The sequence below is a fragment of the Paraburkholderia sediminicola genome, from assembly GCF_046030555.1.
GTDB classification, from domain to species: Bacteria; Pseudomonadota; Gammaproteobacteria; order Burkholderiales; family Burkholderiaceae; genus Paraburkholderia; species Paraburkholderia sediminicola_E.
Map to the genome: position 1 here is coordinate 1 of NZ_JAQQCH010000050.1, position 16,109 is coordinate 16,109.

Annotated in this window: 15 protein-coding genes; 8 read left to right on the forward strand and 7 right to left on the reverse strand. The window is 60.5% G+C overall.

Annotated elements, in window-relative coordinates; translation table 11 throughout:
* Positions 1-185: 185 nt before the first annotated feature.
* From PQQ52_RS34240 to PQQ52_RS34255, 4 genes are all read right to left on the reverse strand, one after another.
* Positions 186-1,442 (reverse strand): MFS transporter, encoded by a 1,257-nt coding sequence (locus tag PQQ52_RS34240; RefSeq protein WP_408221403.1) that lies wholly within the window; start codon positions 1,440-1,442, stop codon positions 186-188.
* 88 nt (positions 1,443-1,530) lie between these two features.
* Positions 1,531-2,358, reverse strand: coding sequence for a siderophore-interacting protein (locus PQQ52_RS34245; RefSeq protein ID WP_408221405.1), 828 nt, complete (start codon positions 2,356-2,358; stop codon positions 1,531-1,533).
* Positions 2,359-2,449: 91 nt separating this feature from the next.
* The gene (locus PQQ52_RS34250; protein ID WP_408221407.1) at positions 2,450-3,487 is read right to left on the reverse strand and encodes a PadR family transcriptional regulator; all 1,038 of its coding nucleotides are present in this window, start codon (positions 3,485-3,487) and stop codon (positions 2,450-2,452) included.
* Positions 3,488-3,906: 419 nt separating this feature from the next.
* Entirely contained in the window at positions 3,907-4,170 is a 264-nt protein-coding gene (locus PQQ52_RS34255; RefSeq protein ID WP_408221409.1) for a hypothetical protein, read from the reverse strand.
* A 423-nt stretch (positions 4,171-4,593) separates the two neighbouring features.
* Between PQQ52_RS34255 and PQQ52_RS34260 the strand changes: the two genes are divergently transcribed.
* The 3 genes from PQQ52_RS34260 to PQQ52_RS34270 all read left to right on the forward strand — a co-directional run bounded on the left by PQQ52_RS34260 (position 4,594) and on the right by PQQ52_RS34270 (position 6,283).
* Complete coding sequence (locus PQQ52_RS34260; RefSeq protein ID WP_408221411.1) at positions 4,594-5,463, forward strand: NmrA family NAD(P)-binding protein; 870 nt, start codon at positions 4,594-4,596, stop codon at positions 5,461-5,463.
* Between the two features lie 121 nt (positions 5,464-5,584).
* Positions 5,585-5,965: a type II toxin-antitoxin system RelE/ParE family toxin gene (locus PQQ52_RS34265; protein ID WP_408221413.1), complete on the forward strand. Its 381-nt coding sequence runs from the start codon at positions 5,585-5,587 to the stop codon at positions 5,963-5,965.
* 33 nt (positions 5,966-5,998) lie between these two features.
* Positions 5,999-6,283, forward strand: a complete 285-nt coding sequence (locus PQQ52_RS34270; RefSeq protein ID WP_408221429.1) for a Fis family transcriptional regulator — start codon at positions 5,999-6,001, stop codon at positions 6,281-6,283.
* Positions 6,284-6,380: 97 nt separating this feature from the next.
* On the opposite strand, the gene PQQ52_RS34275 is transcribed toward PQQ52_RS34270, so the two are convergent.
* On the reverse strand, positions 6,381-7,295 hold the full coding sequence (locus PQQ52_RS34275) for a glutaminase (RefSeq protein WP_408221415.1): 915 nt from the start codon (positions 7,293-7,295) through the stop codon (positions 6,381-6,383).
* A 146-nt stretch (positions 7,296-7,441) separates the two neighbouring features.
* Between PQQ52_RS34275 and PQQ52_RS34280 the strand changes: the two genes are divergently transcribed.
* Positions 7,442-8,194 carry an AraC family transcriptional regulator gene (locus PQQ52_RS34280; RefSeq protein WP_408221417.1) on the forward strand — a complete coding sequence of 251 codons (753 nt, stop codon included), beginning with the start codon at positions 7,442-7,444 and terminating at the stop codon, positions 8,192-8,194.
* A gap of 23 nt (positions 8,195-8,217) precedes the next feature.
* Here the strand turns inward: PQQ52_RS34280 and PQQ52_RS34285 are convergent, their stop codons facing one another.
* Entirely contained in the window at positions 8,218-9,795 is a 1,578-nt protein-coding gene (locus PQQ52_RS34285; RefSeq protein ID WP_408221419.1) for a DHA2 family efflux MFS transporter permease subunit, read from the reverse strand.
* A 321-nt stretch (positions 9,796-10,116) separates the two neighbouring features.
* Between PQQ52_RS34285 and PQQ52_RS34290 the strand changes: the two genes are divergently transcribed.
* The 3 genes from PQQ52_RS34290 (at position 10,117) to PQQ52_RS34300 (ending at position 13,198) form a co-directional block, all read left to right on the forward strand.
* Complete coding sequence (locus PQQ52_RS34290) at positions 10,117-10,776, forward strand: alpha/beta hydrolase (RefSeq protein WP_408221421.1); 660 nt, start codon at positions 10,117-10,119, stop codon at positions 10,774-10,776.
* Between the two features lie 191 nt (positions 10,777-10,967).
* Positions 10,968-12,020: a rod shape-determining protein gene (locus PQQ52_RS34295; RefSeq protein ID WP_408221423.1), complete on the forward strand. Its 1,053-nt coding sequence runs from the start codon at positions 10,968-10,970 to the stop codon at positions 12,018-12,020.
* Positions 12,021-12,412: 392 nt separating this feature from the next.
* Positions 12,413-13,198 carry an alpha/beta fold hydrolase gene (locus PQQ52_RS34300; protein ID WP_408221431.1) on the forward strand — a complete coding sequence of 262 codons (786 nt, stop codon included), beginning with the start codon at positions 12,413-12,415 and terminating at the stop codon, positions 13,196-13,198.
* 161 nt (positions 13,199-13,359) lie between these two features.
* On the opposite strand, the gene PQQ52_RS34305 is transcribed toward PQQ52_RS34300, so the two are convergent.
* Positions 13,360-13,761 (reverse strand): hypothetical protein, encoded by a 402-nt coding sequence (locus PQQ52_RS34305; RefSeq protein WP_408221425.1) that lies wholly within the window; start codon positions 13,759-13,761, stop codon positions 13,360-13,362.
* Between the two features lie 434 nt (positions 13,762-14,195).
* Here PQQ52_RS34305 and gltA point away from each other — a divergent pair, with 434 nt between their 5' ends.
* On the forward strand, positions 14,196-15,494 hold the full coding sequence (gene gltA, locus PQQ52_RS34310; RefSeq protein ID WP_408221427.1) for a citrate synthase: 1,299 nt from the start codon (positions 14,196-14,198) through the stop codon (positions 15,492-15,494).
* Positions 15,495-16,109: the final 615 nt, after the last annotated feature.

A 16,109-nucleotide genomic window follows, 5' to 3' on the forward strand; every position in this document is an offset into this window, starting at 1 on the left:
GCAGTCGCGGTAGTGGTGCATCTGGAATCCGTGTCCTCGCACATTCAGTCCCGGTGAAAAGGCAGTCATTCTTCCGGCGGCGCTGCGCGCGCCGATGCGGTGCTTCAGTGGGGCTTCGGCGGTGCTTCATTGGTGCTTCACTGGTGTTCCAACGGTATTTCAACGGTTCGTTGGTGTGGTCCGCTTCAACCTTCTCCGACTGTGTTGCCTGCCAATGCGCCCGTCGGCGGCAATGCGCTTTGTGCGCCGTGGACCCGCGAAATCCAGAACACGCCCATTAGCGCAATCGCGACCGCTACCCATCCGACGGTCCCGTATCCGACAATCTGCCCCGTCGGTGAACTGCTCAACATCAAACCGCCAATCCATGCGCCGCATCCTGTGCCCAAGGCCTGAAGGGCGCTGTTGGCGCTAAGAAAAGCACCCCGCCGGGTGGGCTCGGGTACCGTCGTCAACAGTGCCTGCATCGGGACCATCCGCCCGGACATCAGCACCATGAAAAACGGGAAAAACATGACCAGCGCGTAGAACGGGAGATCCGGCAGATGCGTGACGAACAGGACGGGCAGAAACGAAAGGATTGCCGCAATCCGGAATACGCGCCGTGTGCCGAATCGATCAGCAAGCCTGCCCACCCGGCGCGAAGTGAAGAATGTTGCCGCGCCACCCGCCATGTACAGCCACGACAGCTGCGCAGGAGCCACGCCGTGATTGGCGACCAATACTGGCGAGATAAAAGGGATCACCAGCATATGCGCGATCATCATCATGAACGTCAGTGCAAACGCGTTCATATGCCGCGGGTTGCTCAATAGACGCCACAAATCAGGTAACACCTCACCAAGCGCCGGCTGGCGGCGGCTCAAATGCTCAGCAAGCGAAGGAACCAGTTGCCAGCCCGCGACCCAGACGACCAACGACAGCACCACCAGCAAATAGAACGGGGCCGCCCAGTTGAAGTACGCGCCTAGCATCACGCCAGCCGGCACGCCAGCAATCGCGGCCAATGAAAAAGCGGTCATGATCGTGCCGGTCGCGGCGCCGCGGCGCTGCACCGGAATTACGTCGCCAACGATCGCCATGATCACCGAGCCCAACACGCCACCTGTGATGCCCGCAAAAGCGCGCGCGGCAAGCAGAAGGGGGAAGGTGCTCGCCAAGGCACACGCGAGGTTCGAGAGCGCGAATAACGCATACACCGTCAACAACAAACGGCGCCGATCGAAGCGGTCGATATAGGTCGCCGCGAATAAACCCGACAGCCCCGAACACCACGAATACGCGGACACGGCCGTCGCAAACGCGGCCGGTGTGATGCTGAACGAGTGCATGATCTGCGGGCCAAGCGGCATCATCACCATGAAGTCCATGATGATGGTGAACTGCGTCAGCGCAAGCAGCCACAGCAAACGGCGCTCGTGCCTTGTGCTAATTGAATACATCGGTCAATTCCTTATTTTTGTTCGAAGCACGCCGGTTGTTGGGTTCGCGCATCACGCAGTTCATTGCACGCACGCACGCGACGGACGGTCAGTCGTCGAGCGTTTCATGCACTGCTTCGGCACCCTGTTTCCAGTAGCTGGCAGCGCGAATACGCGACTTGTCGACGCCACGTTCCGTGCACAGGTGGTAGCGCACCGCACGCATCGTCGCTGATTCGCCGGCGGCCCATACGTAGCCTTCACCGTCTTCGGGTAAGTAGATTTCGCGTACCGCTTGCAGCAAGGCGTCGCCGCGATAGCCCGATTCGCTGCGATGGCGCCAGACGATATGCAGTTCGGCCTGCGTCGTGAATTCGATTTGTGCCGACTGATCGGCCACTTCGATCACCGCCGCGACGCGTGCGCCGGCAGGCAGTTCTTCGAGGCGGCGGGCAATTGCCGGCAGCGCGGTGTCGTCGCCGATCAACAGATGCCAGTCGAAGCCGGTCGGTATCACCAGCGAGCCGCGCGGGCCGCCGACGCCGAGGTACTGTCCCACTTTGGCTTGCGCCGCCCACGTTGCAGCCGGGCCGGCCTCATGCATGGCGAACTCGATGTCCAGTTCACGCGCTTCAGCGTCGAAACGGCGCGGCGTGAAATCACGGGCAATCGGGCGCGGCTGGCCGGCGGGAAACACTGGACCGTCAGGGCCAGATTCCGGTAGCACGGGTTTGTCGGCGCCGGGTTCGGGGAAGAACACTTTGATGTGGTCGTCGAACGAAGCGGAAACGAAGTCGTGCAAATCCTCGCCCGTGAAGGTGACGCGGATCAGATGCGGGGTCAGCGCGCGCACCTCTTTGACCTGCAACAGACGGAACTTCAGCGGATGCCGCACGCGATAAACTGCCAGATCGGTCCGGTTGTCATTTGTCAGCATAAGGTGCCACTCCTGTCGGTTTGATTGGCGCGCGAAGATGCTCATGGGCACCTTCGCACGCGTGTGTCGGCGTGTGTCGGATAGCGCGATCTCAAGCGGTCGGTTCGCCGCTGCCTTTGTCGCTCCGGGGATTGCCTTCGCCTTCGATTTCATTTGCCGCGCGCATCAGGATTGCGGCGATGCGGCGCTGCTCGGCGGCCGGTACGTTGTCACGGCGCAGCAGGGCGTGTTTCAGCGCGCGGCGTGCTTCGCTAAGTTCCGGCAACCAGCCGCCTTCGCTGACGTCGGCGGGCTCTTCACCAGCAAACGCGCGACGCACGGAATCCATCTTGCGAGCGATATGCGTCAGTTTGGCGAGCATCAATTCGACGCGGTCGCGGTTGGCAGCCAGATACTCGCGGCCCGTTTCCGACAGTTCATAACGCTTGCGGTTGCCTTCGAGTTGCACGGTCACGTAGCCGAGTTCTTCCAGATACGTAAGCGCCGGATAGACCATGCCCGGACTCGGGCTATAGAAACCGTTCGAGCGCGTTTCGAGCGCCTTGATCAGTTCGTAGCCATGGCTAGGTTGAGCATCGATCATCGACAGCAGCAGCAACTGCAGATCTTCGGAGGTGAATTTGCGGCCGCGTGGAAAGCCGTCGCCTTCGCCGCCGAAACCGCCCGGGCCGCCGCCGCCGAAACGTCCGCCGCGACCGCCGCCGCGTTGCTCGTGATGGCGGCCGATTGCGTGCCACAGTGCGTGCAGCGAGAAGCGGTCGTGGCCGTGGTGGCCAAAGCGGTGGCCATGACCGAAGCCGCCGCGGTCGTCGCGTTCACCGCGCTCGCCATGGCGGCCATTGCCACGCTCGTCGCCGCGGAATTCATGTCGATCGCCATTGCCACGCTCGTCGCCGCGGAACTCGTGCCGATCGCCACGGCCACGGTCGTCGCCATGAAACTCGTGCCAGTCACGCCCGCCATGGTGACGTTCAAAGCCTTCACCGCGTGCGTCACCGCCGCGCTCGCCGCGGTGCTCATAGTGACGGGCGAATGCGTACCAAAGCGCATGCAAAGACGGGCGGTCATGCCCTGCGAAAAAACCTTCGTCCGCACCATGCGAACGAGAAAAACGATGTTGATGACGCATCTTGGGTACTCCCATTTGTGTCTTAAGATGTGTCGTAAGATATATATCTAAAGATAGTTTGTCAAACTTATTTGGCGTCTGAGGCGTTCCATGCATGCGGATACGTGCCTTCGGCCAGATCCGGATATGTCGCTGAAACCCTTTCCCTATAAGGCGTTTGCTCGATTCGAGCGCCGAAGCCAGGGCCTTCACGCACGAAGCGATTTCGTTGCGTGACCCGTGATTGCCAGTTTTGGAACCATTGTGGACAGGAGGTGTTGAGGCTTCGAGTAAGCGGCAGCGAGCGCTGCCGCCTGGAGGCAACTGCTCGCGCGGTGCGACTGGCTCGTTCTAGATCTGTAAGGTGGGGTTTTGCCGAAGCGAAGAAGGAATGTTTGTTTTCTTCCGTAGGGAACCGCATGACCCTCCGCACTTTTCCCTCACGTCTCCACGTTGCGTGGTTGATCGTTTCTCCCGATTTCTGCTTCGGCGATCGGTTCGTAAATACTGAAGAAGAGATGATCACTCATGGGAAACGGGCCACCGTCGCCGTTTGTCACGATCCAGTCGCCCGGTACGACTTTTCGCCATCCTTCCTCTGTTGCGATAGACGAATGCCCGCTTTGTATTTCGACTGCCGGATGATCACCGGGCTTGAACCACTGGACTGCATCGACGACACAATTTCGCCTTTGAAACTTCATTTTTCTATCTCTTATGGTTGCGTCCGCGTGTGGTTCTGAGCGTGCTACTTTTGCTTCTATGTCACGACTTTGAAGCTCCCGCTTGTGGTTTGCCGGTTAGTGCCGGCTTGTTTTATTTTCGTAGCGGCCATCCATTATCAGGAATCCTTTGTACGCAAGCAATATCGGGTTGGGGTTGGCAACATAATTTCTTCGGCGCTATACGACACGACACGACACGACACGACACGACACGACTCAACGCAACGTCTTGTCAGCATCAGCCCGCTGAGCAGCCCTGTCGCTCCAGATTGCAAGTCAACGGAAAGGCTTTGCATGCTTCAAAAGCATTAATCAAATGACATCAATGCTCTCGTGAAATTACTGGGAAATGCCGACAATCTCGCTCAGAACGGCATTGGCCGTATTCAAGGAGCGATGAACATGTATGCAATTACCGGTGTGACAGGGAAGGTGGGTGGCGCGGCGGCACGCGCCTTATTGGACGCGGGGCACGCCGTGCGCGCGGTCTTACGCGACAAAAGCAAGGCGGCGGAGTGGACGGCGCGGGGCGCCGAAGTGGCGGTCGCGTCCTTCGAGGATGCGGACGCGCTCGCCGCGGCGTTCAGCGGCACGGCAGGCGTCTTCGTGATGGTGGCGCCGAACTTCGCTCCGCAGCCGGGCTATCCGAACGCGCGCGCAGCCACAGCGGCGCTCAAAGAGGCGTTGACGAAGGCGAGGCCTGAGCGCGTTGCGGCGCTCTCGTCGATCGGCGGACAGCGCGAGTCGGGCCTCGGTCTCATCACGCAGGTGCATATGCTCGAAGAAGCGCTCGCGGATCTGCCAATTCCGACGGCGATTTTGCGGCCCGCGTGGTTCATGGAGAACTCGTTGTGGGATATCGCCCCGGCGCGCGAAACGGGTGTGATGCCGAGCTTTCTGCAACCGCTCGATCGTGCGTATCCGATGATCGCAACCGCGGATATCGGCCGCGTGATCGCTGAAACGCTTGGCCAATCGTGGCAGGGCCGCCGCGTGATCGAGATTGAAGGGCCGCAGCGCCATACGCAAGATGAAATCGCGGCGATGCTCGGGGACGTGCTGGGTCGTTCGGTGAAGGCTCAGGCGGTGCCGCGCGATCAGTGGGAGGCATTGTTTCAGTCACAAGGCACGGCATGGCCTGCGCCGCGCATCGAGATGATCGACGGTTTCAATTCCGGGTGGATCGATTTCGAAGACGGCGTGAATGAGCGGGTGGTTGGCAGCACCGCTTATCAGGCGGTGTTGGCGGAGTTGGTCGAGCGCCTAGGTTAAGCGACGGTAGTGCACGCATTCTGAGGGAGCCACCATTGTTCGAATGTCGCTAGCCTGTCATCCACCTATTTCTGGTAGTTGCTAAATCGTACCAATTTTGGTACGATTTGGTATTCAATTGATGTCGCTCCTTCCGCTCGTCGCGATGTCAAAGACAGTCCAAGTTGTACTTGCTGTTAAATTTTTTCGAATGGATTCCGGTAACGAGCCAGTTCGAGAATGGCTTAAAGGCCTGGTCGCCGAGGATCGCAAGACCGTTGGCGAAGACATAAAAACCGTACAAATCGGCTGGCCTATTGGGATGCCGCTTGTGCGCAAAATTGGCAAGGATCTTTGGGAAATTCGTATTCACCTTCACCGGCGAATTGCCCGAGTGCTGTTCACGGTGGTGGGTGGCGATATTGCCCTGTTGCACGGCTTCATCAAAAAGTCTCAGGCTACGCCTCAGGAAGATCTGGATCTGGCAAAAGATCGATTGCGCCAGTTGAGGAACGTCAAGTAAATTTTAGGATGAATCATGGTCAAGGAGTTGAACATGGCAAACAGGCATGTCGGTAGTGATTTTGACGACTTCTTAGCCGAAGAGGCGATGCTGGAAGAAGCCACTGCTACGGCGATGAAGCGCGTCATTGCCTGGCAGATCGAGCAGGAAATGAAGGCTCAGCATCTGTCAAAGACGGCAATGGCAACGAAGATGAAGACCAGCCGCGCGGCACTGAATCGGTTGCTTGATGAAACTGATACGAGCTTGACGTTGACTACGTTGGCGAGCGCGGCGGCGGCACTCGGAAAAAAATTTCGATTCGAACTTGCAGCTTGAACGAAGAGCACCTGAGGGTACCGTTCAGTTAGTGTCTTGATGTGCAAGGCAGGCTCGATGGCACGCACAGGCAACAGCTCGCGTCAAAAATTCCGAATCAAAAAATCGACCGCCCCGTATACGTAGTCAACCACTCCAGCGCCAGCACGCCTGCCAGCGAATTCCCATTGCTGTCGAGCCCCGGCGACCAGACGCATACGGCCATCTCGCCCGGCAGCACCGCAACGATCCCGCCACCCACGCCACTTTTCGCCGGCAACCCGACCCGATAGACGAAATCGCCCGCCGCATCATAGGTGCCGCAGGTCAGCATCAGCGCGGAAAGCCGTTTGGCGGAGCTCGTGTCGAGAATCCGCTCGCCGGTGGCGGGCACCACCCCATGATTGGTCAGAAACAGCGCCGCCTTCGCGAGTTCGGTGCAGCTCATCGAAATCGCGCACTGCCGGCAATACGCATCGACCACCACTTGCGGCGGCATCTCCATGTTGCCGAAGCTCGCCATGAAATGCGCCATCGCGCGGTTGCGGTGAGCATGCTGCAACTCCGACAGCGCGACGCGCGAATCGTAGTCAATGCTGATTTCGCCCGTCAACCGCCGCATGAATTCGACCAGCGCTGTTTCGGCCTGCACGAAACGGCGGCATAAGACGTCGGTGACGACCAGCGCGCCCGCGTTGATGAACGGGTTGCGCGGCTTGCCGTGCTCGGCTTCGAGTTGGACAAGCGAGTTGAAGGCATTGCCGGACGGTTCGCGCCCCACGCGCTGCCAGAGTTCGTCGCCGAGCAGCCGGAACGCCATGGTGCAGGCGAACAGCTTGGAAATACTCTGAATGGAAAAGCGCGTGTCGGCGGCGCCGGTGCGGAACACGTCGCCCGAGGCTGTGACGATCGCCATGCCGAAACTGTCGGCGGGGACATTCGCCAGTTCGGGAATGTAGTCGGCGACCTTGCCGGTGCCCAGGAAAGGCTGAAGATCGCGATGAATCTGTTCGAGGATGGATGCGTAGTTCATTGGGCTCGGACCGTTGAAGCCGCGATTCTACTGGCAACCTGGCGCGAATTGTTCGTGCAGCGGCGCTGCCGGGTTCGAGCCGCGTTTTGCCCGGGTTATGCTAATCTTGCTGCCTTTCCTACGACAACCGGGCAAAACAGACATCAATGATGGAAGCTTTCGATCCAGACGGCGTCGCGCGTCCGGTATTCGTGGTCGAGGAGCACTACGATGCGCTGGACGAACCGTGGCGCGCCTATCGTCGCGCGCGCTTGATCCATGTGAGCGCCGGCGTGCTGACCGTGCGTACCGAAACCGGGCGATGGGTCGTGCCGCAGGGTCACGCGCTCTGGCTGATGGCGAACGTGCAGCACTGCCTGTCTGCCGCCGAGCCGGTGCGACTTCATTCGCTGTATGCCGACGCGGAAGCCGCACCGCTGCCCGTGCAAAACGTCGCGCTGGCGCTCGACCGGCTGGCGGAAGCTTTACTGGACGCAGCGGGCGATCTGCCGCACGACAAACCGTTCGACGAACCCACCGGGCGCCTTCTGCAAGTTTTGCTGGACCGCCTGTCCGGCTTGCCCGCCGCGCCTCTGGCGCTGCACTGGCCGCGCGATCCGCGGATTCAGCGGATCGCCCAAGCGCTGAACGTCAAGCCGGCGGAACCGGCGGTGCTTGACGATCTGGCGGCGACCGCCGGCGTGACCGCCCGGACGGCGGCGCGCCTTTTCGTCAAGGAGACCGGGCAGACCTTCGGTCGGTGGCGACAGCAACTGCGGCTGCTGGTTGCGCTGGAGCGCCTCGGCGCCGGAGCGAGCGTCACGCAAGTGGCGCTCGAAGTGGGCTACGGCGACGTGTCGTCGTTTATTGCAGTGTTCCGCGACGCCTTCGGCGACACACCCGCACGCTATTTCCGCTGACACAACGGCTGGCGACACCGCAGTCAGTGCGCGCCCGCCGCGCCCGGTCCGCCGCCTCCCTTAGCCGGTTTCGTAATCCAGATCAGCGGAATGATCAGAATAAAAATGATCGACGACACGTAGAAGATGTCGTTCAGGCCCATCATCGCGGCTTGGGTATTCACCGTGAAATCGAACAACGCATGCGCCGATTGCGTATTCAGATGCAGCAGCGACTGGGTCGAATCGATCTGCTGGTTGAACAGCGGGTTATTCACGCTGGCGCGCTCGGTGAGCCGTTCGTGATGCAGCACCGTGCGGTTGTTCCATTCGTTGCCGGCGATCGAGGTGCCCACCGCGCCGCAAAACACCCGCGCGAAATTCGACAGGCCAGCAGCCGCCGGAATTTTGTTCGTCGGCTGCCCGGACAGAATAATCGCGGTCAGTGGCACAAAGAACAACGCCATTGGAATGCCTTGCAGCAGCGTGGGGAGCACGAGGTGCCACGTGTCGATTTCGACCACGTACTTCGAGCGCATATAAAACACGACCGCAAAGCCGATAAACGCGAGGGTCGCGATGATGCGTGCGTCCGAGCGCGGCAGCACGCGACCCATCACCGGCGCGAGCAGCACCGCGAAGATGCCGAGCGGCGCGGTAACGAGACCGGCATCGACGGAGCGGTAGTTCAGATATTCCTGCATCCATTGCGGCAGCAGCACCAGGTTGCCGAAGAACACGCCGTACGCCACCGAAATCGCAATCGTGCCGCCGAGAAAATTGCGCTGCTGGAAGAGCCGTAAGTCGACGATCGGATTCTCCTCGGTCAGCTCCCACACGAGGAAGAACGCGAAACTGATCAGTGCGGTGATGCCGAGAATCACGATCACCGGCGACGAAAACCAGTCGAGGTCCTTGCCTTTGTCGAGCATGATTTGCAGCGACGCGACCCAGGTAATCAGCAGGCCGAGCCCGATCACGTCGATGGGTGGTTTGCGGGTGGCCGACTCGCGGGTGCGATAGATCATCCACGTGACGCCGGCCGCGAAAATGCCGACCGGAATGTTGATGTAGAAGATCCACGACCAGCTATAACTATCCGTGATCCAGCCGCCGAGCGCGGGACCCGCAATCGGGCCGACGGTGGCCGTCATGGCCCATAGCGCGAGTGCCGTCGACGATTTCTCCTTCGGATACGAGCCGAGCAGAATCGCTTGCGAGAGCGGAATCAGCGGACCGGCCACGGCACCCTGGAACACCCGCGCGACCAGCAGAATCGGCAACGTGGGCGCGATGCCGCACAACCACGAAGCCAGCACGAACATCAGAATCGCGCCGACGAACAGCTTGACCTGGCCGATGCGTTGCGTGAGCCAGCCGGTCAGCGGAATCGAGACGGCGTTGGCCGCCGCGAATACCGTGATGACCCACGTGCCTTCATCGACCGAGACACCGAGGTTGCCCGAGATGGTTGGAATCGCGACGTTCGCAATCGACGTGTCGAGCACGTTCATGAAGGTGGCGAGCGCGACGGCGATGGTCGCCAGAACCAGTTTGCCGCCTTGTAACGGCGGCGGTGGTGCGGGCGGCGTGGCAGCAGGCGCGGCAGAGGGCTGGCTCAAACGATTCTCCGGATTGCGGTGCTACAGATGTTTTATACGGCGTTTTATTCACTGCCCGGGCAGGGAGCCGGGCAGCCGGTCGAATGCTTGCAAAAGCATACCTGTATTCACGTTTTGGCGTCGTCGACCCATACAGATCCGACGGCAGAAACCAGTCCGGCAGCGTATGCTCGCGGCTGAGGCTGCACGGCGCTTCGCGAAGCCGCGCGAGGGCTGCACGAAGCGACATCAGGCGCCACGAGGGCAACGCATTGCCGCGTGTCTGGCCGCATGCAGAAATACGAACCGAGAGTACAGCGAGTACAGAGAGAGGAATTGAATATGGCCTGGGAGCAATTCGAACACGGTTGGCGGCGCGCGCCGGCGACTATGCCCGCCAAGGCATTGGTGGTGCTGCTGCACGGCGTGGGCAGCAATGCACGCGATCTGATGCCGCTCGCGGACATCTGGAGCGAGAGCCTGCCGGACGTCGCGTTCGCCTCGCTTGACGGCACCGACGCCTTCGACGGCGGCTTCGGCGGACGCCAGTGGTTCAGTCTGCGCGATGTCAACGAAGGCAATCGCGAGGCCCGCGTCGCTGCCGCCTATCCAGCGTTGCGGCGCATGCTCGAAGCGGAACTGGCGCATTGGCAGCTTTCTTTCGATCGCCTTGCATTGGTCGGTTTCTCACAAGGCTCGATCATGGCGATGCATCACGTGGCGGCCAGCATGGAAGGCGCCGCTGCCGTCGTCGCGTATTCGGGGCGGCTCGCCTCGGTGATCGTCGCGCAGAACGGCACACCGCTTACGTTCGTGCACGGCGAAGACGACGAAGTGATCCCGGTACAGGAACTGGAACACGCCGCCGACGCATTCAGCAACGCCGGCTACACGGTCGACGCCTACGCGTTGCCCGGCATTGGCCACACGATTAACGCGGACGGTGTCGAGCTCGGCAAGCAGGCTTTGGAGCATGCGCTGGGTGCTTTGTCGCGCGATTGACTGGCCCAAAATTAAAAAGTGGCCCTAAAGATTCTGATTTGCTTGCCGTTAACTGCTCATTGGTATGAAAATCACCTCCGCCGCGCGGATTGCGCAACGCCCATCTGGGCGTGACAAGCGGTTCGGGTGACCGGGGGCGCATTTTCCAGACTGCCCGGAAAGGGCGAATAACGACACATCAGAGCCTTCCTATGGCCAGACCGACGCCGCATTACCCGCTTTTCGATCGACTGTTCCGCCATTCCGTGGCGGTGGACCTCGGCACGGCCAATACCCTCATCTATACCGACAACGGCGGCATCGTGCTGAACGAGCCGTCTGTCGTGGCCTTCCAGAAAGAGTCCGCCGCCGGGCAAAAACGCGTGGCGGCAGTGGGCACTGAAGCGCGCCAGCTGCTCGGCCGCGCACCGGGCAACGTCGAAGCTGTGCGGCCGATGCGGCATGGTGTGATCGCCAATTTTTCCGCTGCCGAGCAGATGATCCGGCAATTCGTCGCCATGGCTCGCCCGCGACCGTTGTTCAGCCGACGCGCCGCGTTCACGCTGTGCGTCCCGGCAGGCGCGACCCAGGTCGAGCGCCGTGCAATCAAGGAGGCCGCGGTGGCGGCCGGCGCGTGGAAGGTCAGTCTGATCGGCGAATCGTTGGCGTCGGCGGTCGGTGCGGGCCTGCCGGTATCGGAGGCGATCGGCTCGATGGTGGTCGACATCGGCGGCGGCACCACCGAAGTCGGTGTGATTTCCCTCGGCGGCCTCGCGTACAGCGGCTCGATTCGCGTGGGCGGTGACAGTTTCGACATGGCGATCGTCAGTTACGTGCGCAACCTGTATGGCGTGCTGCTTGGCGAGCAAACCGCCGAACACGTCAAGAAGGGCATCGGTTCGGCTATGCGCGATGTGCCGGTCGAGCATATGAATGCAACCGGGCGCAGCGTCGAGGATGGTTTGCCGCGCACGGTTCAGTTGAGCAACCACGATATCGCCGAAGCGATCGAGGGTCCGCTGCGCCAGGTGATCAGCGCGGTGAAACGTGCGCTTGAAACGGCGCCTGCTGAACTGGTGACCGATATCGCGCATGGTGGCATCGTGCTGACCGGTGGCGGCGCGTTGCTCGGCAATCTGGGCCGACGCCTGACCAACGAACTCGGTCTCGAGGTCCGCGTCGCCGATGAACCGCTCACTTGCGCGGTGCGTGGCGCGGGCGCGGCGGCGGCTGCCGGTTTGCTCGACGACAGCGCCTACGAATGATTTGATGAGGGAAGTCCCGCCTTGCCGGTGGCCAACGCGGGCTCGCCGCAAGCCGGCAACCGGCAACCGGCAACCGGCAAGGCCACGCGCACCGGCCGCAAAATGGGCCGCACGGGTCCAAGTCACGATGCACAGATCGCAAGGCGTTCGGCATAAGTCGCCATACGCACGCCGAACGGGCCTCGGCGCATATTCAATGGCTGTGTGACAATACGCCCTGCATCCCAATTTCAGGGATGCGAACAGGTTTTTTCCTTGAATCCATTTCTAGCCGGCGCCGCTGATCCATTCAGCCGTTCCGCGCCGTCCGTGAACCACCCGTGAATCAATCCGTTTCCGCTTCGTCCTCTCCCGCGTCCCCGTCGTTTATCGAGCTGCATAGCGGCTTGCGCATGCCCTATGTGGAAGCCGGCGAGGGCGAACTGCTCCTGTTCGTGCATGGCTCGCTGTGCGATTACCGCTACTGGCAACCGCAGCTGGCAGGTTTGTCGAAGCAATACCGCTGCGTCACGGTGAGTCTCACGCATTACTGGCCGGTGACGGATACCGAGCCGAACCAGCCATTCAGCTGGAGTGAACATGCGGACGACGTAGCCGAATTCATCGATCTTTTCGGCGTCGGACCGGCGCACGTGGTGGGTCATTCGCGCGGCGGTTGTGTGGCATTTCATTTTGCGCGGCGTCATCCGCAGTACGTGCGCAGCTTGACGCTTGCCGACCCGGGCGGCCCGTTGCAGATCGCCGGGCGGCCGCCCGCGAGTTTGCCGGAGACCGTCAACGCACTGCGCGCGAAAGCTGCACAGCTGATCGAAACGGGCGAGGTGGAAGCGGGCTTGCAGCTGTTCGTCGATTCGGTGAGCCGTCCCGGTTTCTGGGCGATGAGCACGCCGGGTTTTCGCAGGATGGCGACCGACAACGCACATACGCTCGCGCGTCAATTCCGCGACCCGTTGCCCGCTTACATACCCGAGCAGGCGGCCGAGGTGCGCTGCCCAGTGTTGCTGATCGACGGCGAAAAGAGTCCCGACATGTTCCGCCGCGCTGCGACGGCGCTGCAAACATGGCTGCCGGATTCGCGCCGCGAAACCGTGCGCGGCGCCTCGCACGGAATGAATCTCGCGCATCCGGCAGCGTTCAATCGCTACGTCGACGAGTTCATTCGCTCAGTGGACGTTTGATAAACGCGCGATAAGCGCCGCCCTGGTACTCACACCAGAGCACGCACCTGGATGCGCAACCGCCGCTCAATAAGCCTGCAAGGAACGCATGGTGATTGCCTCGCGTCGAATCACGCGCAGGGCTTGGCGCTTGCAGTGAGTCACTACGCGCCATTCAACGTTCAGGCCTTGCGATGCGCGTCTTTATCGAGCGCGCGTTCCGCGGCCTCGCCGACGAGGCCGTGGTAATACAGATGCACGCCGATCGCGAGCGAGTCGTTGCGAATTTCGTGGAAGGCCTTCCATGCCTTCACGGGGTCTTTGAACAGCAGATAGTGCGCTTCCTGCGCGATCAGATCCGCGACTTCATGTAAGCCATGGCCGTGCAAAACATTGACGAGTGTATCGAGGCTGCGATGGGTGCGTGCGTCGGTACGCGGGTAAAGCATATGCAACACCGCCACGTTTTGCGTTTTCAGGGCCGCCGACAACGCGACGACGATGTCCTGATGATTCAGTGCGGTGACGATGTTGTCTTCGTTGTGGACGTGATCCGGAAACAGCGTTTCGAGCGAGGCGTTCATCTGGTCCTTCCGTATTCTTCTGGCTGATTAAAAAAGCCCGCCGTAGGACGGCGGGCCAAAGACAGCGATGTGTTCGCAGGGGAAGCAAAACACGGATTCAGTATCGCAGACCGGCGTTGCTTGTGCAGCTTGAGCGCCGCAAAACATTGTTGCAGTAAGCGTGCTAACTTTCATTTGGCTGGCAACGCCGTTGAGCGGACGCCATGCTGCTCCGTGCTGCGTCCTTCCGCCAGTTTTCGTGTGTTTCAAGCGATTACGCCCCTCTTTCAGGCAACGAATGTTGCGCCACTCGAGATGGATTGTTGCGACCAATCGTCGCAATCAAAGCCCATTCGGACCGTAAAATGCAAAGCGGAGCCTGAGCATGCCAAGCGACGATCCGATGATCCAGCATGCCGGCACGTGTGCGATGTGAAAGTAAAAGGAACGCGTAGATGAACTCGAAGACACACGCAACGCTGAGCTTTTCCGACAGCGATCAGACGATTGATTTGCCCGTTTACGAAGGCACGCTCGGGCCGGATGTGATCGACATCCGCAAGCTGTACGGCCAGACCGGCAAGTTCACGTACGACCCGGGTTTCATGTCCACGGCGGCATGCAATTCCGAAATCACCTATATCGACGGTGACAAAGGCGAGCTGCTGTATCGCGGTTATCCGATCGACAATCTGGCGCAAAACGCCGACTTCCTTGAAACATGCTATCTGCTGCTGAAGGGCGAGTTGCCGAATGCGCAGCAGAAGGAAGAGTTCGTCAACACCGTTACGCAGCACACGATGGTGCACGAGCAGATGCATTTCTTCTTCCGCGGTTTCCGCCGCGACGCGCACCCGATGGCGATCCTGGTCGCCGCGGTCGGTGCGCTATCGGCGTTCTATCACGACTCGCTCGACATCAACAATCCGCAGCACCGCGACGTATCCGCGATCCGCATGATCGCGAAGCTGCCGACGTTGGTGGCGATGGCGTACAAGTACACCGTGGGCCAGCCTTTCGTTTATCCGAAGAACGACCTGTCGTACAGCGCGAACTTCATGCGGATGATGTTCGCCAATCCGGCGGAAGAGTACGAGGTCAACGACGTGCTGGTGCGCGCGCTGGATCGCATTCTGATTTTGCATGCGGACCACGAGCAGAACGCGTCGACCTCGACGGTTCGTCTGGCGGGTTCGTCGGGCGCTAATCCGTTCGCGTGTATTGCGGCGGGCATCGCCTGTTTGTGGGGCCCGGCGCATGGTGGCGCGAACGAAGCCGCACTGAACATGCTGGAGGAGATTGGCTCGGTCGACAATATCCCTGAGTTCATTGCGAAGGTGAAGGACAAGAACTCAGGTGTGAAGCTGATGGGCTTCGGTCATCGTGTCTACAAGAACTACGATCCGCGCGCGAAGCTGATGCGTGAAACGTGTCACGAAGTGCTGGAAGAGTTGGGGTTGCATGATGACCCGCTGTTCAAGCTTGCCATGGCGCTCGAGAAAATCGCCCTTGAGGACGAATACTTCGTATCGCGAAAGCTCTATCCGAATGTGGATTTCTATTCGGGGATCGTGCAGCGTGCGCTGGGTATTCCGACGGCGATGTTCACGTGTATTTTCGCGATGGCGCGTACGGTTGGCTGGATTGCGCAGTGGAATGAAATGATTGCAGATCCGGAACAGAAGATTGGGCGGCCACGGCAGTTGTTCGTAGGGGAGGCTCAGCGGCAGGCTCGGCCGCTTGCCAAGCGGTAAAGGATTGGGTTTTGGCCTTGCAGGCAGGGGGTTTTGTTTGGTTGCCTGCTTGGCGCGGTTTGTCTGTGCCTTTGCGGTGTTGGCCTTTCCTTGAATTCTTATTGGTTTATTAGCGTCGCCCCTGTGCGGGGCAGGCACCTACTTTTCTTTGCCTGCTGCAAAGAAAAGTAGGCAAAAGAAAGCAGCTCACACCGCTAATTCTTAAGTGGGTCCCCTGGCTTGGAGGTGGTGCATCTGGAATCTGTGTCTTCGCGCATTCAGCTTTGGTGACAAGGGCGTCATACTTCCGGCGGCGCTGCGCGCGCCGACGCGCATCTCATAAAACCAACCACTACGTTTTCGCGTTCGCGTTCGGGCTCTGCCGAGGCAAAAACGACGACTCCCACCGCGCCTCAGCGAAGCCTTGGTTTCCCATGCAACCTCGTCGTCGCCGAGGCGAAGCCGATGGCTCCCACCGCCCTCAAACGAAGCCCGTGGTTTCCCATGCAGCCCCATCCGCGACGCACGCAGTGCGGAGTGGGAACTAATGAATGCTGTGTCACTACGGCTGAATGTGCGAGGGCACGGATTCCAGATGCACCACTGCACTCTCCAGGCTAGGGGACCCACTTATAG